The following is an 18026-nucleotide window of genomic DNA, read 5'->3' on the forward strand; positions in this document are numbered from 1 at the left end:
CCTGCATGGTCGAAGACAGCGTGGCCGACGGCCGCCGCATCGCCGAACTGCTCGCGTCCGAGGTAGACGGTCGCGTCGACGGCGTTCTCGACGCCCTCGCGGTGGTGAACCCCGACCGGTCAGCGACCGGATCGCCCGACGGCGAACGCGCCTACGACGTGGCGCGGGCCGTCGACGGGGCCTGGGACGACGCTCGAACGCAACACGCGCCCGACGATTCACGGAGCGAACTGCTGGCCGAAGTGTACATTCACGAGGACCGCGCGAGGATCGAGTTCCGCGACGGACAGGATACGGCCGCCGAGACGGCCGAGGAACTGGAACTGCGCGTGCGGCCGAAGGCGGTTCGACCGCCGCAGACGCTCGTGTTCGTCGAGAGCGGGGCCGAAGTCAAGCGCGCGGTCGACGTAGTCGAGGCCGTGACTGAAGCGGTTAGCGCCTAATAACGGTCCAGATCCTCGATCACCGACGGTAACCGCGCAGCGAGTTCGGCGCGGTCGACGTGTGCCGTCGCCCGTGTGTCCGGATCCGGTCCGTCGGGAGAGACGACCTGTATCACGGCCATGCCCGCTTCGGTCGCGCCGCGGATGTCGGCCGTCGGTTCGTCGCCGACGTACACGGCCTCGTCAGGGGTGACGCCCAGCGCGTCGAGCGCGGCCTCGAACGCGCGCGGGTCGGGCTTGCCAGCGTCGAGATCGCCGGAGATGACTACAGCGTCGAACAGGTCCTCCCACCCGAGCGTCTGGAGTTTGTTCCGCTGAGCGCGGACCGGGCCGTTCGTCAGGAGGCCGACGCGGTACCGTTCGCGCAGGTCGCTCACGAGGGACGAAGCGCCCTCGACGGGTTCCAGCGCATCGGCGATGGCCGTCCTGTACGCTCGGGTGAGTTCGTCGGGGTCCGCGTCGGCGTCGCGGTCTTCGAGCAGGGACGCGAAGATCGGTTCGCGCGTCTCGCCGGTGAGATTGCGCCGGTGGGCCGCCAGATACGACTCGCGGTCGATCTCCGGCGCGCCGACGGTCGCCGTCGCCTCGTCGAGTAGCGTCTCGCGGGTTCGGTTCGGTACCGCGAGCGTGTAGTCCAGGTCGAAGACGACTGCTCCTATCGCCATTCGTCCCAGCGTACGGCGGCCGGCGGTTTCATACTGGCGGACGTACGGCAGTGGAGATCCCGCCGAGACACCCCCTCGAAGTAGCTGAAACAGGGCGTCCGGCGGTATCAGTGCCCGCCCGAAAAGAGGCAATTCTATCCGGGAAAAGACTAAGTACTGGATCGCGGTAATGCACCACAGGGGAAGGGGATAGATGTCAACAACTCTGAGCGTCGAGCTACTGATGCGAGAACCGGTGTACGGCACGCACAACAGACAACAGTCTATGGTGCGCAGACTCCAAGAACTGGACGAGGAGAACTACATCTCGGACTTCGACGTCGAGATCTGGGGCAAGCGACTCGATCTGGACGGTGACGACTGGAGTCACCACGCGACCGAGACGGCGAGAGAGAAGTTCCGAACATTCGAATCCTGGGCCGACGAGCACGACTGCAGCCTCGAACCCGCGTTCACGAGACGGACCAGCCGAATAGACCCGAACGAAGAGCCGACAGAGATCGTCGAGCTACCGATCATGTGTCTCGCAGTGTACGACGACGGTCTCCGGACGCTGCTTCCCTGTTCCGACGGAGACGATATCTACACCGTCGACGACGGGATCGCGGCGCTGGCCGACGAGGACGTTGCGGTTCCGGGCCTCGATACGCGGAAAATAGGAACCTTGTAGTGCAGGCGCTGCAGACGCGGGGGTATGACCTTTTTCGAACGGCTCGGAGACCGGATCGACGCTGTCGACAGCGTTGTGAGCGTCGGCCTCGACCCGGACCCGGACAGGCTACCGGCCCATCTGCGCGACGACGACCTGCCGCGATGGGCGTTCAACCGCCGGATCATCGACGCGACCCACGAACACGCGGCGGCGTTCAAACCCAACGCCGCCTTCTACGAGGACCCGGACGGGTGGCGTGCGCTCCGCGAGACCATCGCCTACGCGCACGGCAAAGACGTGCCCGTCCTGCTCGACGCCAAGCGGGCGGACATCGGCAACACCGCCCGCCAGTACGCGAAACTGCTTGACGAGGACGCAGAGGGGCCGACCGCGGACGCCATCACTGCCAACCCGTACATGGGCCGGGACTCGCTTGAGCCGTTCCTCTCGAAGGCGGACCGCGGCGTGTTCGTCCTCTGTCGTACGTCGAACCCCGGCGGTGCCGACCTGCAGGACCTCGAACTCGCCTCCGGCGAGACCGTGTACGAACGTGTCGCCGCCCTCGCGGACCTGTGGAACGAACGCGACAACGTCGGCCTCGTCGTCGGCGCGACGACGACCGACGAACTGGAAGCGATCCGCGAGCGGGTGCCGGATATCCCGTTTCTCGTCCCGGGCGTCGGTGCGCAGGGCGGCGACGCCGAGGCGGCCGTCGAATACGGCCTTTCCGCCGGCGTCGGCCTCGTCAACTCGTCCCGGGGGATCATCTTCGCCGGGGAAGACGCCGGCGAGGACTTCGACCGCGCCGCCGGACAGGCGGCGAAGCGACTGAAGGAGCGGTTGAACCGGTACCGATAGCGCGGGGGCGTCGACCCGGCCTCGGGAGCCGAGTCGCGTTAGAACTCGTCTCGGCGGTCGAGTCCCGTTAGAACGTTCGGCCGCCCGTGGGGTCGGACTCGGCTGCGCAGTCCGCACAGATCCCGAGTGACTCCTCTAGATGCTGGCTGCACACGATAGTGCCACAGCGGTCACAGCGCGCCTCGGCCTCGCGCGACTGACAGATCTGACACAGTCCGGTAACGCTCATGTGGACTGATACCACATCGATGGGCTTGTACCTAGGGCGGGCGACCGCCCGGGCGGGAGGCTTACTTGGCTGTAGACCTAATGTGGCCCCGTGTCGCGAGGACCTCTCCTCGTCGGACTCGCGGCGGTGTTCGCGGGATTAGCCGCCGTACTCGGTATCCTAACGCTCGTCCAGCGCAACCCGTTCGTCCTGATTCTCGCCGCGCCATTTGCGTTCCTGTCGTACGTGCTGTGGTACCAGGGGACCGGGAAACTCGCCGAGCGAGCGCGCAGACGGGCGGCGACGAACGGCCGTCAGTCGACCCGCGACGCGGGCTTCGGGGCCGGTGCGCGGCGTGCCGCCCGCGAGACTCGCGGCCGCCGAGAAGCCAGACAGCAGGCCCGGAGAGAACGCCGCAGAAGCCGTCGGCCTCCCGGACCGCAACCGTCCAGTGGACCGTCGGAGCGAACGGCCTACGAGATACTCGACCTGTCGCCCGACGCGAGCGACGACCGGGTGAAAGCCGCCTATCGAGAGAAGGTGAAAGAAGTTCACCCGGACGCCGAGGGCGGGGACGAGGAGAGGTTCAAGCGAGTCAACGACGCTTACGAGCGTCTCACCGACGGGGACTCCCGGCGGACGAGCGGAGCGCGGAACCGCTGAACGTGACGCGTCAGCGACGGCCGCGGGCGCTCCCCTCGAACGCCCGTGTGAGGTACGTTACCGCGTGACGCGAAGGTTTTTGTCTACCGTCCACTAACCCGGGGATATGAGCCCTGACCGGGCCGTTCTTCAACAGGCCCTGGACCGCGGCGAGCAGGAAGGCGGCAACGTCGAGTTCAAAGAGCGACTCACCAAGGACCTCCACCTCTCCGAGGGGCGACTTGAAAGTCTGGCCGCACAGCTTCGCCACCGCGTTCTCTCCGGCGACGGCGAGGCGACCTACGTGGTCGGCGTGACGGACGACGGCGGCCTCGCCGGGATCGAACCTGACGACTTCTCCGAATCCATGGACGTGCTCTCGCTACTGGCCGAGGAGGCCGGGGCTCACATCGAAGACGTGCAGACGTGGGGAGTCGACGGCGTCGAAGACGACGGGGACGGGCGGGGCATCGTCGGCGTCGCGACCGTCCGCGAGGGGGCCATGTTGGACACCGACGACGAGCACATCGTCATCGGCACCGCCGGCCACGTCGACCACGGCAAGAGCACGCTAGTCGGCAGTCTCGTCACCGGACAGGCCGACGACGGCGAGGGGAGCACGCGCGGCTACATGGACGTCCAGCCCCACGAGGTCGAACGCGGCCTCTCGGCCGACCTCTCGTACGGCGTCTACGGCTTCGACGGGGATGGCCCGGTCAGGATGGACAACCCGCACCGCAAGTCCGACCGTGCCCGCGTGGTCGAGGAGTCGGACCGGCTAGTGTCCTTTGTCGACACCGTCGGCCACGAACCGTGGCTCCGCACCACCATCCGTGGGCTGGTCGGGCAGAAACTCGACTACGGCCTGCTGACCGTCGCGGCCGACGACGGGCCGACGAAGACCACTCGCGAGCATCTCGGCGTGCTGCTTGCGACCGAACTGCCGACCATCGTCGCGATCACGAAGGCCGACGCCGTCTCGGACGAGCGCGTCGCCGAGGTCGAACGCGAGGTCGAACGCGTGCTCCGGGACGTAGACAAGACGCCGCTCCGGGTCGACCGCCACGGCGTCGACGCCGCCGTCGAGGAGATAAACGACACCGTCGTCCCCGTCCTCACGACGAGCGCCGTGACGAAAGAGGGCCTGGACACGCTCGACGAACTGTTCGAGCGCCTCCCCAAGACCGCCGGCGTCGACGGGGATTTCCGGATGTACATCGACCGGACGTACAGCGTCACCGGCGTCGGGGCCGTCGCCTCCGGAACGATCATGTCCGGTGAAGTGGAGGCCGGCGACGAACTCCTGATCGGCCCGATGGCCGACGGCGCGTTCCGCGAGGTGGAGGTCCGCTCCATCGAGATGCACTACCACCGCGTCGACCGGGCCAAGGCCGGACGCATCGTCGGCATCGCGCTCAAGGGCGTCCGCGAGGCCGATATCGAGCGCGGAATGGTGTTGCTGCCACGCGAGGCCGACCCCGACCCGGTCCGCGAGTTCGAGGCCGAGGTGATGGTGCTGAACCATCCGACCCGCATCGGCGACGGCTACGAACCGGTCGTCCACCTCGAAACCGTCAGCGAGGCCGCCGCGTTCTACCCCGAAGGCGGCCGGCTACTCCCCGGCGACACGGGGAAGACCCGCGTCCGGTTCAAGTTCCGCCCGTACCTCGTCGAGGAGGGCCAGCGGTTCGTCTTCCGCGAGGGCCGGTCGAAAGGCGTCGGAACGGTGACGGACGTGACCGACGTCGACTAACCGAACAGGCCGCGTAGTATCCTGCTTTCCGCCTTCCTGAGGTGTTCCGCCGCCGTCGAGGGCGCACAGCCGAGGCGCTCGGCAACGTCCGCCTGCGACCCGGTTCGGGGCACGTCGTAGTACCCGACGCCCACTGCCGCCTCGACGGCCGCGCGCTGACGATCGGTCACCGACGACGCGACGGTGTGTGGCATCGCCTGCAGCCCGGTTATCTCCTCGACGGTGACTGACACCGGGTCCGGGACGGCGTCGATGGCGGCCTGTATCTCGTCGCTCGGCCCGAACATAGAGAAGGTGACCGTCCCGTCCGGGCGGTACTCGATGGGCGGAACCGACACGAGACTGCGCCAGGCCGTTACGCCCCAGAGTTCCTGCACTGCAGCGTTCGTGTCGTCCCGGATGTAGGCGTAGAACGCCCGGTCGCCCGCGCGTTCGAGTTCGTAGTCAAGCACTTCCGGGAAAGACTGCACCGCCGCCTCGAACCGCTCGGGGTCGCCTTCGACGTAGTGCAGGATGCCGAGTTCCTCCCCCGTGAAGTTCCACTGGAGCGCCGTCGCGTACTCGACGAACTCGGCGTTCGCCATCACGTCGTACATCGGGTGGATCTCGTCCTCCCGGCCGCCCGCGCTGATCCGTAGCCGGACGTGTTTCATAGCGTCACCGTTCGAGAGCCGCGACTTAAATCCCCCGTGCCACTCCTGCACCATCGGTTCGGTGGAGTCGAACGTACGGTACGGTATGGTTCGAACGCTACTGACCGGTGCGACCGGAACGCTCGGGAGCGCGCTGCGACCGCGGCTTGCGGACGCCGGCCACGACGTGCGCGCGGCGAGTCGGTCACCGCCGAGCGACGGCGACGCGGAGTGGGTGGAATTGGACCTGGCCGACGGGAGCGGCGTCGACGCCGCAGTCGCGGACGTCGACGTCGTCGTCCACGCCGCCACCGCGCCGCGGGGTGACAGCGAGGCGGTCGACGTTCGGGGGACTGAGCGGCTGCTGGCGGCGGCCGCCGAGGCCGGCGTCGCGAACGTCCTGTACGTCTCGATCGTCGGCGTCGACGAGATACCGCTATCGTACTACGAGCACAAACTGGCGGCCGAGCGAGCCGTCGAGGAAAGCGATGTCCCCGGGACGGTCCTACGGGTGACGCAGTTCCATTCGTTCATCGACGGCCTCCTCGGTGGGTTGTCGCGTCTCCCCGTCTGGCCGCTGCCGACCCGGTTTCGGCTGCAACCGATCGACGTCGGCGAGGCCGCCGACGCGGTCGTCGAGCACGCGACTACGGAACCCGGCGGCCGAGTCGCCCCCTGCGGCGGCCCTGAAGTGCTGACCCTCGGCAAGATCGCGTCGGCCTACCGGAGCGCAAGGGGGTTGCGGCGGCCGATCGTCCGCCTGCCGGTCCCCGGAAACGTCGCCGGTGGGTTCCGGGCCGGCGACGGAACGCGCCCGGACCGTGCCGTCGGGACGGTGACGTGGGAGCGGTGGCTGGCGGAGCGGTACGGCTCCGAGGGTCCGGCGACGACCCCGTCCGCGTCGCCGTCGTGACAGGACCGCGCAGGGGCGATTCGGCCGCCGTCGAGTACCGCCGGGCGAATCGGAGACGCCGGACTGTCCCGCTCCGGGTCGTTTTTCTCGCCGCCTTTCGTATCCCGAGGTATGCGACGGCTCGTGGCGCGGATTCTGATGGCGACCGTCGGTCTCGGCCTGCTCGGCGTCTACCTCGCGGTCGGTCTCGTCGTCGTGGAGGCGGCCGCGTGGCTGTTCGCGGTGCGACCCGACCCGTGGGTTCTCGTCGGAGGTATGGTCGGGTCGGCGCTGGTGTTCGGCTACACGAGCTACCGCGCCGGGGCGAAGCGGATCGTCTCGGGGCTGGGTGCCGTCGAACTGCCGCGCTCGCGAGCGCCGTGGCTCTACCGCCGCCTCGACCGCCTCTCCGCCGAGATGGATGCGGGGAACCCCTCAATCTACGTCGCCGCGCTTCCGGCACCGAACGCACTCGCGGTCGGCGCGGGCGAGGGCGTGGTAGTGCTCGACCGCGACCTGTTCCGCATCCTCGACGGCGACGAGATGGAGGCGATCCTCGCCCACGAACTCGCCCACCTCGAAACGCGGGACGCCCTCCTCCAGACGCTCGGATCGAGTCTCGTCCAGACTGTCAGCGGCGTCCTCTTCGTTCTCCTCCTCCCGGCCGGACTCGTCGTCGCCGGCGTCCAGCGCGCGACGGCGTGGCTCCTGGGACGCCGTCCGGACCCGTTCGACCGCCACCTGGTCCGGATCCACCTCCGCGTAGCGCAGTTCGTCCTCGTTTTCCTGCTCGCCCTGACGCTGACACTCCGTGCGCACTCCCGGCGTCGCGAACTCGCCGCCGACGACCGCGCCGTCGCGGTGACGGGAGACCCCCTCGCGCTGGCCCGGGCGCTGACGCGCATCCAGCGCGCCTCGCGGCCGCGACACGGTCCGCTCTCGTCGCTGTACATCTACGGCCAGGAGGAGGAAGACGCGCTCGCGCGACTGCTCGCCACGCACCCGCCGATGGACGACCGCATCGAGCGGATGGTCGAGCGCGCCGAGCGGACGGCGAACGGGACCCCCGTCCGGTGACACGGACGACGACGCGCCGAACCGCCGGTCTACAGCCGGAGACGACTGCGGAGATAAATACGGTGGATCCAATGACTATATTCGAATATATATGGCCATTCGTCCAGTCGGAGAATACACATCAAAACGTTCATCCCGGAGTAGAGAAGAAACACAAACATGGCCTCAGAAATGGAGTCGGTCATGAGGCGCGGAGGCGAAAACGGCGATGTGATGGCGGCGATCGACGAGATCGAGGGCCGCCCGCATCTCGTTATCGCCGACGTGGCACGGGACGACGCCTGGATCTCGACAGCCGAGACCGCGAGCGTCTCTCTGGGCGACTGGCGGTAGGGCCGCGGACTACTCCTGCCACGGGGGCGTCGCCAGATCGCTCATCGAGTCGAGACGATAGTCGGGCACCGGGTCGGGGTCGGAGCCGTCCGAAAGCCACACTGACCGGACGCCCGCGGCGTGTGCGCCGGGGACGTCCGTCGTTAGCGAGTTGCCGACGTGGACGGCCCGTTCGGGCGTCGCGTCCAGCAGTTCGAGCGTGTGGTGGTACGGGTCCGGTTGCGGCTTCCGCGGCGCGTCGTAACCCGCGTGGACGACCGCCTCGAAAGCGTCGCGGAAGGGAAGTTGCGACAGCTTTTCGCCCTGCATCTCCGGCGCGCCGTTGGTCAGAACTGCGAGCCGATGGTCCACCGATAGCGCTTCGACGGCATCGCCCGCGCCCGGTAGCGGGCGGACGTTCCCGTGGTCGCGCTCGGCGGCGTAGGCGTCCGCGACGGCGCGCCCGAGAGCGGGGTCGCGGTCGCACTCCTCGGCGATAGCGGCGAAACACTCCCGACGGAGGTCGACCATCGAGTCGGTCGCCTCCAGGAACTCCTCGTAGCGGGCGTAATACTCGCTCGCGTCGAAGAAGTGTTCGACACCGACGTCGTCGAACGCGGCGGCGAGCAACTCCTCGCCGCTACGCCGGTACTCACAAAGGGTGTCGTCCAGGTCGAACAGGACGGCGTCGACGGCAGTCATTACGCGGAGAGTGGCAGCGAACCGGTAAAAATCAGGCGGCTTCGTACCCCGAACCGGTCCGCTCCGCCAGACCGAACAGCGCGGCCCACTCCAGCAGTCGCTCGACCCGCGTTTTCCACTGCGACCGCCACGTCTGCGGGTTCCGGTGGCGCTCCCACTGCGGGACCGTCGGCTCGAACTGCTCGAACACCTCCGCAACGGTCAGCGGGTGGTCCCCCAGCAGCGACAGCACCTCTCTCGCGCCGAAGACGCGCTCGCGGAACGCCCCCGCCAGTTCGTCGGGGTCCGGATCCCCGCGAACGCGGGCGTAGCCACGGTCCGTCTCCTCGACGAGTTCCAGTGCCCGGAGGAACGTAAGCCACGTCCGGGCGGTCTCGCGCTCGCTGACCGACGTGCGGTCCGTCAGGCGGGCGCAGCAGTCGTTCTCGGGTTCGGGGACGAGCGGGACCGCGCGCTGGGCCTCGGCGAGGAAATCGAGCGATTCCGGCGGGGCCGGGATCTCCTTGAATCTCACGGATGGGTCACCTCACAGGTCGAAACTCTCCGCCAGCAGGTCCTCGTTTCGCTCGCCGAGCACGTGCGTCCCGCCGCCGACCACGTCGATCGTCACCTGCGCCGGCGCGAAGACGCTCTCGGGCACGTCGTAGAACTCCCAGTCGTGGTCCTCGAACACCTGCTCGAACGGCGTGCCGTACTCCGCCGTCGCGGTCGACGGCACCTCGTCGAAGCGGTCGAACTCCTCCTCGACGACGACGTGGACCTGCCCGCCGTACGCCAGCGCGTCGTTCGTCCGTCCGATAGCGGCCTCCTCGGACTCCGCGACGGGTGCGACCGGCGCGCTCCCGGTCGCGGTGACGATGTCGAGGGGGTCGTATCCGAGCTCCGTCAGGCGGAAGACGGCGAGTTCGGCGGCGCGGGCGGCCATCGTGACGCTTCCGGCGACGCTCGCGGTGGGAAAGACGGCGAGGAACACGCCGCCCGGATCGACCTCAGCGAGGTCGGCGACGTGTTCGGCGACGGCCTCGTCGGGATACTCGTCCGCCTCGACCGCGAGGACGGCGAACTCGAAGGCGTCGTGATAGCCGATCTGACGGTACTCGTCCTCCTCGGCGACGAGCGCGCGGGCGGGGCCGCTGCCGAGGCCCTCGAACTCGCCGACGCTTACCTCCCAGCCGGCCTTCTGGGAGCCGAGCATCGCGAGTCCGGGGTGGTCTGTCGAGAGTTCGACGTGGGGAAGCGGTGCGCCCGCGACGTCGTCCATCCGGGTCTGGATCGTCGCGAGACCCGCGGTCTGTATCTCGCCGAGCAGGAGGCCCGCCTCGATGCCGCCTTCGACGTCGACGCCGAAGTCAAGCACCGTCGCATCGTTGTCGAGTTCATACGCCCCGATGCCGAGTTCCTCGGCGAAGTCGATGGCCTCGTCGACGAGTTCGATGGCCATCCGGTTGAGACTGTCCATATGCGGAGAAAGAGCGCCCGGCACAAGGGCTTTGTCAGTCGGCGCAGCGCTCGCGACCGGATACGAGCACCCACGTTCTTGGCGCTTCGCCTCCTACGTTCTCCCGATGAAGCTCGCATTCGTCTGTGTCGGCAACGCCGGTCGGAGCCAGATGGCGGCCGCGCTGGCCGAACGGGAACGGGACCAGCGAGGGGTGAACGCTGCGATCGTCACCGGTGGCGTCGACCCGGCCGAAAGCGTACACGACGAGGTCGTCGCGGCGCTCCGAGAGGTCGATATCGACATCGGCGACCGCGCTCCCCGAGAGATATCGCCTGGTGACATCGAGGACGCCGACTACGTCGTGACGATGGGCTGTTCGGTCGACCAGTTCCGACCCGAGGGATGGTCGGGAGAGAGTCGGAAGTGGGATCTGGAGGCCAACGAGACCCGCGAGCAACGCGACGAGATCGAGCGCCGAGTCGCGGAACTGTTCGACGAGATCGAGGCCCAGCGAGCGGCGTGACCGGCCCGGTGACCCCGACGCCTACTCTCGGTCGCTTCGCGCGTCTCGGCCGAGTTCGTCCTCGACGGCCTCGACTTTCGCCCCGGCGCTGCTGTCTCTCTCGCGCTTGTCGTCTATCTTCAGGAACGTCGAGACGCGGTCGCCGTCGACCGCCTCGTGGGCGGCCTCCGCGGCGGCGAACACCTCGCTCGCCGCCTCGGCCTCGATAACTGTCCCCATCGGATTCGTCTCGTACGTCACGTCGAACCCTTCGAGGGCCTCGACGGCCTTCGCGACCTCGCTCGCCATGCTGTCTTCGATGACCGGTGCAACCGACAGGAGCGCTACAGTCGTCATGGTTCGGTGGAGACGCGCCGGGGACAAAGCGGTTGCCGTCGCGGCGTCGGTAGCGGAGTCGGACACTCGGTGTCTCGCGGGGCCGCCCCCGAAACCCGTTCCCGGTCTGGGACTGGTAGGCCAAGCTTCCGGGAGCGGGCACATCGAGGGCGGTTACGTTTCCGCGCTGTCGTTCGGGTCAAGATACGATAGCTGTGCGACCAGTTCGCGCCGTCGCTGTCTCGTGATCACGGTGGCGTCGAGCAGTTTCCCGACGAACGGCGCGGCGATTTCGAACTCCGTCGTCGCGGCGATCGTCGTCTCCCCGTTTGCCTCTGTGATCTCGTAGCGAGTCACCATCTCCTCGAAGAGCCCGTCGACCTGCTCGTAGGCGAACGCGGCGTCCGTCTCTACTACGTCCACCGTGAGTTCCATCGTCGCGAGGCCGACGTTGTTCGCGATCTGGATGCGGTCGCCGTCGACCGTCACCTCGTCGAACCCCGCCGCTTCCATGAACTCCTTTCTGTCGTCGAATCGTTCAGTCACCGCTGCCGCGGACCCGTCAGTCGTTCGCGTAACGGAAACGGTCTCCATGGTACTGAATCGGTAGTACACTCCTTGAACGTCGCTCCCGTTCTCACGGACTGATAACGCACACCGCTACTTACGACGCTGTGTCGCGCAATATCTATCTATGCGGCCTCAGGAACTGTTGATCGTCGCGAGCAAAACGGCGACGTTACTGTGTGGCGGTCTCGTCACGTCGCTTGCCTACCGAGCCTCCAAACGGACGGGATCGCCGGCGTTGCGGGCGCTCGCGTTTGGTCTCGGTCTCGTCACTGTCGGCGCACTGATTGCGGGCGCACTCCACCGTCTGGTAGGCATGTCGCTGAGAACCGGCGTCGCCGTCCAGAGTACGTTCAGCGCTCTCGGTTACGTCGTTCTGGCTTACTCGCTGTACGCTCGCTCCGAACCGGACAGCGACACCAGCGTCGTGGAACGGCGAACGGACCCGTGACCGCGCCCGTCAGACCGACCGTCCTCGCCGGCGAACGTTCCGCGGCTGTCGTGCCGAGTAAGAACGACCGATCGGTCTCCGGGCGCTACCGAACAGGTTCGGGGGAACGCCAAGAGACGCTGCGGACCGACGTTCGGTATGACCGGAATCCCCTCGCCGTTCTCGACCGACGAGGCGGACGACGAGACGTTCGACGAATACGACGAGTACGTTCCTGAGTCCCTCCCGGAACCGGGGTCGTTCCTCGACGGCCACGACGTTCTCGCCGACGACGCGCACCTCGAGTTCCATGAACTGACGCGCGACCTCTTCGAGGAGCGCGGCGTCTACGACATGACGTTCGGCTACAACCTCGCGAGACTGAATCTCGACCGCCGGCATCCCGGTGCGGGGTACCGGTACGCCGTAGAGCAAAGCGCGCTGGGGTCTGACTCGAACGGAGCCGACAGCACCGTTCTCCGTGCCGAATTCACGCCGACGACGGAGTTCTGCCCCCAGAGTGACACGCTCGCCCGGGGGTCGTTCCGCGCGTGGAACGGGCTGTCGGAGCGACACGACTACGACCTCGTCCGGGTGCGGGTCGATGGGATGCATCACAACAGCGAGGAGATAAACGAGGACATGCGCGACCTCGAAGCGACGTATCTGGAGACCGATTCGGTCGGCGAGGCCGCCGATTCGCCGACGCGCCAACCGAGCGGGGGATCGACGGGAGACGAACCGAGCAGCGGACCCACGTCTCCGTTCTGACGCCGCGCTTTCGGGCGGTTCCAACGCCGTGATAGGGGCTGTTTAGTCAGTCCGGGAGTCCGTCGACGCGGGGTCGGCGAACACCTGCACACAGTTACAACGAGCTATGAGACGTATCGAAAGCCAAAAACAACAGCGAGGGATGGCCGCTCAGTTCGGGTCGGGGTCGAACACGTCGAGGTTCTCCTCTCCCTCGGCGCGGACGACGCTCATGCAGCCGCGGCGCGCCACCCGGCTCAGCGCGTGGTCGACCAGCTTGTAATCGCCGGGGACCTGGAAGCCCATCGTCGCGATGGTCGTGCTCCCGGGGGCGACCGGCTTGGTCTGGATGTGGGTCTGCGGGTCAGTGCTCAGCGACCCCTCCGGGTAGAGCTTCTCCCACACGTTGCCGATGGGGTGGTAGCTGCTGGTGAGGTTCGGGCCGCCGGTGACGAAGTACGTCCGGACGGTGTCGCCGGTGTCGACGGTCGCCGCCGGACCGTACCTGTTGGGCGTCGTGGCGTACGCCTCGCCGTTCATCACCACGTAGGTGGGGTCCTCGTCGGCCATCGCCTGCATGTCGAACCCGTGGTGACCCTCCTCGCCGGCGTCCGTGTCCGTGTAGATCTCGTGCTGTCCGAGATACACCTCCTCGTCGACGTCCGGCATGCCGTCCTCGGGTTCGACCAGGATGATGCCGAACATGCCCGCGCTGATGTGCATGTCCAGGTTCGCCACGGCGCAGTGGTAGATGTACGCACCGGGGTACGTCGCCTTGAACCGCAGGTGCTCCGTCTCGCCGGGCATAGTCATCGTCGCCTCCGCGCCGCCGCCGGGGCCGGCCACGGCGTGGAAGTCGACGTTGTGCGGCATCGTGTTCTCCTCGGGGTTGCGGAACGTCACGTTCACCGTGTCGCCCCGCCGGACTCGGATGAACGGTCCGGGCACCTGACCGTTGTAGGTCATGTAGTCGAAGGTGACACCGTCCTCGACCTCGGCGGTCACCTCTCTGGGGACGAGTTCGACGTCGACCTCGGCGGGTTCGTCCCGCTCGATGGGTTCCGGGATGTCAGTGGGATCCGCGGCGACCCGTTCGACGGTCGGCGTCTCCGCCTGTTCCATTCGGTCGCGCTGTTCCGTGCGCTCCTGGGCAGTGGGGGCGTTCGCACAGCCGGCGACGGCGGTCGCACCGCCGATCCCGACTGCCTGGAGCACGCGTCGCCGCGAAGTTTCGAGCATTGTCCTTTTTCCTCCCTTACAGGTGGAGATAGTCGCCTAACCACTATCAAACGGTTTCACTGTTCCCAGGGCGCGAGAACGGGACGAACACGTTCGCCCGAAAAAGGTCGCCGGGATCGCTCGGCGGCCGTGCGATACGTTATCCGACGTTCGCCGTCAGTTCCGAACGGCTCACTCCGACGGCGCGAACACGACCAGCGCCGTCGCGTCGTCGACGGCCTTCGGCGATATCTCGCGCTCGCCGCTGAACCTGACGGCGTCGCCGGGGTCTACGCCGTAGCTGTCGTCGTCCAGTCGGAGATCGATCGACCCCTCGATCCCGTACAGCACGATGTCGTGTCCGGGGTGTTGATGTGGGGGCACAGCTTCGCCGGCGTCCAGTTGCAGGCGGACCGTCCGCGGACTCCGCTCCTCGAACACCTCGGCGTGGGGGGCTTCTTCGAGTTCGTCGACTGCTGTCTGTTCTGGCATCGTTCGAAAAAACGTCCGCCGGGTGCCTCCGCGTTCACCCGAACTAGTTCGGCACCCGTTCGCCTGTGGTCGGCCACAGTTCGCCAGTTGGTCATACTGTCGGCTGTACCTTCGGTACGATACTCGGACCTCCGGGGGGTCCGATATTCTGCAAGGGAGTACAGCCGACAGTATCAGTCTCTGCTGCCGAGAGCGGGCGCCGGTCACGGCTCGCCGCCGGACGAGAGGGTATCGCCTGCGTCTCCCCCGTCGTCGCCGGCGGCATCGCCGTTGCCGACGCGCCCTCCGACGAGAACCGCGGGGAGCGACTGCGGGCCGTGACGCCGCAGTACGAGCAGGAGGTTGGTCGCGAACGCGAGACTGCCGACCAGAACGAACGCGCCGGCGGCGTCGACGCCGAACCGGGGAACCGACTGTGCGTCCGCCGCCTCGAGCAGGTCCGCCGCCGCCAGCACGCCGATGCCGACGACGAGGGCGACGAAGTCGGCCGCGGCGATCCGGTCGTCGTAGAGGTCGTCGATCATCGGGACCGGTTCGAAGCCGAGGCGGTCGCTGTACCTGTGGACCCACACGATGAAGGGAACGACGTGGTACAGGGTGCCGAACACGACGAACCCGACGACGCCGAACAACAGGAGTGTTCTCGCTCCGGGCGCGCCGAACGTCGCGTCGCGGGCGAGCGGGTCGGCGACCCATGCGGGAAGCGTCAGGATCGCCCAGACCGCCATCGCGCCTGCGGCGACGGCGTAGCGTGAGAGCATCGGCGTCCACTCGACGCTCGTTTCGGTCAGTTTCCGGGCGAGGATAACGGCGACGCAGAGGACGCTTCCGACGACGAGCACGCCGCCGACGCGCGCCAGTGAGACGTTCCCGAACAGTCGCCCCACTGCGAGCGCGACGACGCCGACCGGATAGCCGACCTCCTCGACAGTCCGAAGAGAGCTGTCAATCCCGTGGAGTTCCGTCTGGGTGAACATCGTCGCGAGCTGGTAGAGCGCGCCGAACACCGTCGTCAGAACCGCGCCGAAGACGGCGAGCGTCGCGTGGGTCGCGACGACGTCGCCCCGCGCGACCGGGCTGTCGTAGAACAGGGGGCGGGTGAATCCGACAGCCAGCGACAGCCCGAGAACCGTCAGGACGAGGAAGTACGCCAGCGCCAGCGCGAAGTGGCGCTCGGTCACGTCAAGCGGTCGCGCCGTCGCCAGCGTACGGCCGACGTTGTAGACGAACGTCCAGAAGCCGGTGAGCATGAACCCCCCTGCGTACGGCAGAAGGTCGTACCTGTCCGTCAGCAGACTACCGGCGAACCCCGCCAGCCCGGCCGTGACGAGCCACAACTGGGCCGTCGCCAGGCGACGCGAGTGCAGTTCGGTTCCGGACCACACCGGGACGAACTGCGTCATCGCGCCCATGATCGTGATACAGACCCACCCGGCGAGCAGGAGATGGACGTGAGCGAGAGGTTCCGACGGTTCGCCCGTGAACTCGCTCGCCACGACCGCGGCGACGAGAAACCCGAGTGCGACGACGAAGTGGCGGAGCGGCACCGACATCGGCGGCTGGGTATCGGTTTCGACGTTGCCGGGAACGACGCTCATGGTGGTTCGTTCGGCGTCGCGCGCCCTGCCCGTACTCCCGAACGTGTTCGCACTGGGAACCAGAGGGGAGCCGCCCGAACTCTCCGACATGACCACGGCCACGCAGTCGACCGAGACGGCACGGACGACGGTCACGGTGAAATGCACCGGCCACGTCCGCACGGCGGTCGGCGAACCGGAGTTCTCGTACGCGTTCGAGGGGGACACGCTGGGAGAGTTCCTCGACGACTTCTTCGAGTCGTACGACGTCGAGGAGATGCTCGTCGCGGAGACGGAAGAGGAGGCGTCGACGGACGGGTGGGCCGACCCGCCCGAGGAACTGCCAGGAACCTGGGAGAAGAACCCGGAGGGCGAACAGACGCGAACCTACGCTCGGGTCGCCGTTAACGGCAAGTTCAACGAGCATCTCGACGGGTTCGACACGGAACTCGACGACGGCGACCGCGTGGCCCTGATCTACCCGTTCATCTTCTGCTGTTGATACTGGCTGTCGTGAGTCGCTGAACGCTTCGCGGGGATGCTACCGCGACATAGCTGAAACAGAAAGCCCGACGGGAAGTGCGACCGCCGCCGTCGACGGATCAGGCGCTCCCGGCGGGCCGCGAGACGGCTATGACCCACTCGTCGGGGGCCGCACGCCGCACGTCGCACCGGTCGAACGCGTCTTCGAGGGGGCCGTCGTGGCCCACCGCCTCTGCGAGCATCGAGGCCAGCGGCGACGGATCGTGGTCGTTGACGAGGTAGAACGTCTCGCCCGGGTCAAGCGCCCGGAACTCCTCGATCGCCTGCTCGTGCCGAATGGACGGGGGGAGCCCGCGAATGTCGAGCGCGTGGTCCGGAACAGCGAACTCCGCCCGGTCGTCGAGGCGTTCGAGTACTTCGTCGCCGAGCGTCGCCACGGCGTCCGGTACGTCGCCGTCCATATCCCGCACGTCGTCATCGAACGGGAGTTCGCAAAGTACCGGCAGGTCCAGTTCCCCCTCGACGTCCGCGGCCGGGAACAGGTCGTGTTCGCGTCCGCAGTCGCAGGTGAACCCGGCCATGTTGACGATGGTTCCGAGCACCGGAACGCCGTTTTCCTTGAACAGAGTGGCGCTCCGGCCCGTGTCCGACACGCTCGTGGGATACGGAGTGGTGACCAGCAACGCGCCGTCGACGGGGAGCGTCTGCAACACCGTCAGGACGATGTCGCCGGTGCCCGGCGGAAGGTCGACCACGAGGACATCGAGGTCGCCCCACGCCGTGTCCTCGAACAGTTCCGTCACGGCTTCGTGGGCCATCGCGCCCCGCCACGCTATCGGCGCGTCGTTGGCGATGAGGCCGACGCTCATCGCGGTTAGTCCGCCAACGTCTATCGGTTCGGCGTCCCCCTCGTCGTTGGCCGACACCGGCCCCGCCACGTCGAGCAGTTCGGGCACGTTCGGACCGTACAGGTCGGCGTCGAACAGACCGACGTCGCGGTCGGGGTCCGCCGCCAGCGCCCGGGCGAGTTGTGTCGAGACGGTGGTTTTTCCGACGCCGCCTTTCGCGCTCGCGACGGCGATCACCGCGTCGATGTCGTCCGGACGGTCGACTCGGCCGTCACCGTCTGCGTCGGGCGTCTCGCCCTCGATGGTCGCCCGTTCGACCCCCGGCGTGGAAAGGGCCTCGCGACGGAGCGCTTCGGTCACGTCCTCCGCGGTCGCCTCGTCGAACCCGGCGAGGTCGACGCCGATCGTCACCGCGCCGTCGCGCACGTTCACGTCGGTCACCAGACCCGATGCGACCGCGTCCGTCCCAAGGTCTGGGTCCTCGACGGCGGTCAGCGCATCGCGGACTCGGTCGCCTCTGTCCGGCGTTACGTTCTCTTCGGCCAT

Annotated in this window: 24 protein-coding genes; 12 read left to right on the plus strand and 12 right to left on the minus strand. The window is 67.6% G+C overall.

Annotated features, from left to right (window positions below):
• The first annotated feature begins 5 nt into the window (after positions 1-5).
• A complete protein-coding gene (locus EYW42_RS13135) occupies positions 6-443 on the plus strand; it encodes a hypothetical protein (RefSeq protein ID WP_135535751.1) in 438 nt (145 codons plus the stop codon).
• Here the strand turns inward: EYW42_RS13135 and EYW42_RS13140 are convergent.
• Positions 440-1108 (minus strand): HAD family hydrolase, encoded by a 669-nt coding sequence (locus EYW42_RS13140; protein ID WP_135535752.1) that lies wholly within the window; start codon positions 1106-1108, stop codon positions 440-442. The two genes, EYW42_RS13135 and EYW42_RS13140, sit on opposite strands and share 4 nt — an antisense overlap.
• A 193-nt stretch (positions 1109-1301) precedes the next feature.
• Here EYW42_RS13140 and EYW42_RS13145 point away from each other — a divergent pair, with 193 nt between their 5' ends.
• Positions 1302-1778, plus strand: a complete 477-nt coding sequence (locus tag EYW42_RS13145) for an HTH domain-containing protein (protein ID WP_135535753.1) — start codon at positions 1302-1304, stop codon at positions 1776-1778.
• Positions 1779-1802: 24 nt separating this feature from the next.
• Positions 1803-2618, plus strand: coding sequence for an orotidine-5'-phosphate decarboxylase (gene pyrF, locus EYW42_RS13150; RefSeq protein ID WP_135535754.1), 816 nt, complete (start codon positions 1803-1805; stop codon positions 2616-2618).
• 67 nt (positions 2619-2685) lie between these two features.
• Here pyrF and EYW42_RS19880 read toward each other — a convergent pair whose 3' ends face one another.
• The gene (locus tag EYW42_RS19880; protein ID WP_135535755.1) at positions 2686-2847 is read right to left on the minus strand and encodes a zinc finger HIT domain-containing protein; all 162 of its coding nucleotides are present in this window, start codon (positions 2845-2847) and stop codon (positions 2686-2688) included.
• A gap of 90 nt (positions 2848-2937) precedes the next feature.
• Between EYW42_RS19880 and EYW42_RS13160 the strand changes: the two genes are divergently transcribed.
• Together EYW42_RS13160 and EYW42_RS13165 are read left to right on the plus strand one after the other, a co-directional pair.
• Positions 2938-3489, plus strand: coding sequence for a J domain-containing protein (locus tag EYW42_RS13160; RefSeq protein ID WP_135535756.1), 552 nt, complete (start codon positions 2938-2940; stop codon positions 3487-3489).
• A 106-nt stretch (positions 3490-3595) separates the two neighbouring features.
• Positions 3596-5221: a GTPBP1 family GTP-binding protein gene (locus EYW42_RS13165; RefSeq protein ID WP_135535757.1), complete on the plus strand. Its 1626-nt coding sequence runs from the start codon at positions 3596-3598 to the stop codon at positions 5219-5221.
• Here the strand turns inward: EYW42_RS13165 and EYW42_RS13170 are convergent.
• Positions 5218-5874, minus strand: coding sequence for a helix-turn-helix domain-containing protein (locus EYW42_RS13170; protein ID WP_135535758.1), 657 nt, complete (start codon positions 5872-5874; stop codon positions 5218-5220). The genes EYW42_RS13165 and EYW42_RS13170 overlap by 4 nt on opposite strands.
• An 85-nt stretch (positions 5875-5959) precedes the next feature.
• On the opposite strand from EYW42_RS13170, the gene EYW42_RS13175 reads away from it, so the two are divergent.
• The 3 genes from EYW42_RS13175 to EYW42_RS19885 all read left to right on the plus strand — a co-directional run bounded on the left by EYW42_RS13175 (position 5960) and on the right by EYW42_RS19885 (position 8155).
• Positions 5960-6766 carry an SDR family oxidoreductase gene (locus EYW42_RS13175; protein WP_135535759.1) on the plus strand — a complete coding sequence of 269 codons (807 nt, stop codon included), beginning with the start codon at positions 5960-5962 and terminating at the stop codon, positions 6764-6766.
• Positions 6767-6877: 111 nt separating this feature from the next.
• Positions 6878-7822: a M48 family metallopeptidase gene (locus EYW42_RS13180; protein ID WP_202613899.1), complete on the plus strand. Its 945-nt coding sequence runs from the start codon at positions 6878-6880 to the stop codon at positions 7820-7822.
• Between the two features lie 159 nt (positions 7823-7981).
• A complete protein-coding gene (locus EYW42_RS19885; protein WP_202613907.1) occupies positions 7982-8155 on the plus strand; it encodes a DUF7556 family protein in 174 nt (57 codons plus the stop codon).
• Positions 8156-8164: 9 nt separating this feature from the next.
• Here the strand turns inward: EYW42_RS19885 and EYW42_RS13185 are convergent, their stop codons facing one another.
• Genes EYW42_RS13185 through mch form a run of 3 tightly spaced genes read right to left on the minus strand, consistent with a single transcriptional unit; the run spans position 8165 to position 10295 of the window.
• Positions 8165-8836, minus strand: coding sequence for an HAD family hydrolase (locus EYW42_RS13185; RefSeq protein ID WP_135535760.1), 672 nt, complete (start codon positions 8834-8836; stop codon positions 8165-8167).
• A gap of 31 nt (positions 8837-8867) precedes the next feature.
• The gene (locus tag EYW42_RS13190) at positions 8868-9350 is read right to left on the minus strand and encodes a hypothetical protein (RefSeq protein WP_135535761.1); all 483 of its coding nucleotides are present in this window, start codon (positions 9348-9350) and stop codon (positions 8868-8870) included.
• Between the two features lie 12 nt (positions 9351-9362).
• Complete coding sequence (gene mch / locus EYW42_RS13195; protein WP_135535762.1) at positions 9363-10295, minus strand: methenyltetrahydromethanopterin cyclohydrolase; 933 nt, start codon at positions 10293-10295, stop codon at positions 9363-9365.
• 106 nt (positions 10296-10401) lie between these two features.
• Here mch and EYW42_RS13200 point away from each other — a divergent pair, with 106 nt between their 5' ends.
• Positions 10402-10800 carry an arsenate-mycothiol transferase ArsC gene (locus EYW42_RS13200; RefSeq protein WP_135535763.1) on the plus strand — a complete coding sequence of 133 codons (399 nt, stop codon included), beginning with the start codon at positions 10402-10404 and terminating at the stop codon, positions 10798-10800.
• A gap of 21 nt (positions 10801-10821) precedes the next feature.
• On the opposite strand, the gene EYW42_RS13205 is transcribed toward EYW42_RS13200, so the two are convergent.
• Complete coding sequence (locus tag EYW42_RS13205; RefSeq protein WP_135535764.1) at positions 10822-11136, minus strand: MTH1187 family thiamine-binding protein; 315 nt, start codon at positions 11134-11136, stop codon at positions 10822-10824.
• A 153-nt stretch (positions 11137-11289) separates the two neighbouring features.
• Positions 11290-11709 carry an SRPBCC family protein gene (locus EYW42_RS13210; protein ID WP_135535765.1) on the minus strand — a complete coding sequence of 140 codons (420 nt, stop codon included), beginning with the start codon at positions 11707-11709 and terminating at the stop codon, positions 11290-11292.
• A 100-nt stretch (positions 11710-11809) separates the two neighbouring features.
• Between EYW42_RS13210 and EYW42_RS13215 the strand changes: the two genes are divergently transcribed.
• Positions 11810-12133, plus strand: a complete 324-nt coding sequence (locus EYW42_RS13215; RefSeq protein WP_135535766.1) for a DUF7521 family protein — start codon at positions 11810-11812, stop codon at positions 12131-12133.
• A gap of 138 nt (positions 12134-12271) precedes the next feature.
• Complete coding sequence (locus tag EYW42_RS13220) at positions 12272-12883, plus strand: hypothetical protein (RefSeq protein ID WP_202613900.1); 612 nt, start codon at positions 12272-12274, stop codon at positions 12881-12883.
• Between the two features lie 150 nt (positions 12884-13033).
• On the opposite strand, the gene nirK is transcribed toward EYW42_RS13220, so the two are convergent.
• The 3 genes from nirK to EYW42_RS13235 form a co-directional block, all read right to left on the minus strand.
• Positions 13034-14101 carry a copper-containing nitrite reductase gene (gene nirK, locus EYW42_RS13225; RefSeq protein ID WP_135535767.1) on the minus strand — a complete coding sequence of 356 codons (1068 nt, stop codon included), beginning with the start codon at positions 14099-14101 and terminating at the stop codon, positions 13034-13036.
• A gap of 171 nt (positions 14102-14272) precedes the next feature.
• Entirely contained in the window at positions 14273-14572 is a 300-nt protein-coding gene (locus EYW42_RS13230) for a cupin domain-containing protein (protein WP_135535768.1), read from the minus strand.
• A 203-nt stretch (positions 14573-14775) separates the two neighbouring features.
• Complete coding sequence (locus tag EYW42_RS13235) at positions 14776-16170, minus strand: hypothetical protein (protein WP_135535769.1); 1395 nt, start codon at positions 16168-16170, stop codon at positions 14776-14778.
• 88 nt (positions 16171-16258) lie between these two features.
• Here EYW42_RS13235 and EYW42_RS13240 point away from each other — a divergent pair, with 88 nt between their 5' ends.
• A complete protein-coding gene (locus EYW42_RS13240) occupies positions 16259-16651 on the plus strand; it encodes a MoaD/ThiS family protein (RefSeq protein WP_135535897.1) in 393 nt (130 codons plus the stop codon).
• A 100-nt stretch (positions 16652-16751) separates the two neighbouring features.
• Here EYW42_RS13240 and EYW42_RS13245 read toward each other — a convergent pair whose 3' ends face one another.
• A complete protein-coding gene (locus tag EYW42_RS13245; protein ID WP_135535770.1) occupies positions 16752-18026 on the minus strand; it encodes a P-loop NTPase in 1275 nt (424 codons plus the stop codon).

Source organism: Halostella pelagica, assembly GCF_004762015.1.
In the GTDB taxonomy this organism is placed as follows: Archaea; Halobacteriota; Halobacteria; order Halobacteriales; family Natronoarchaeaceae; genus Halostella; species Halostella pelagica.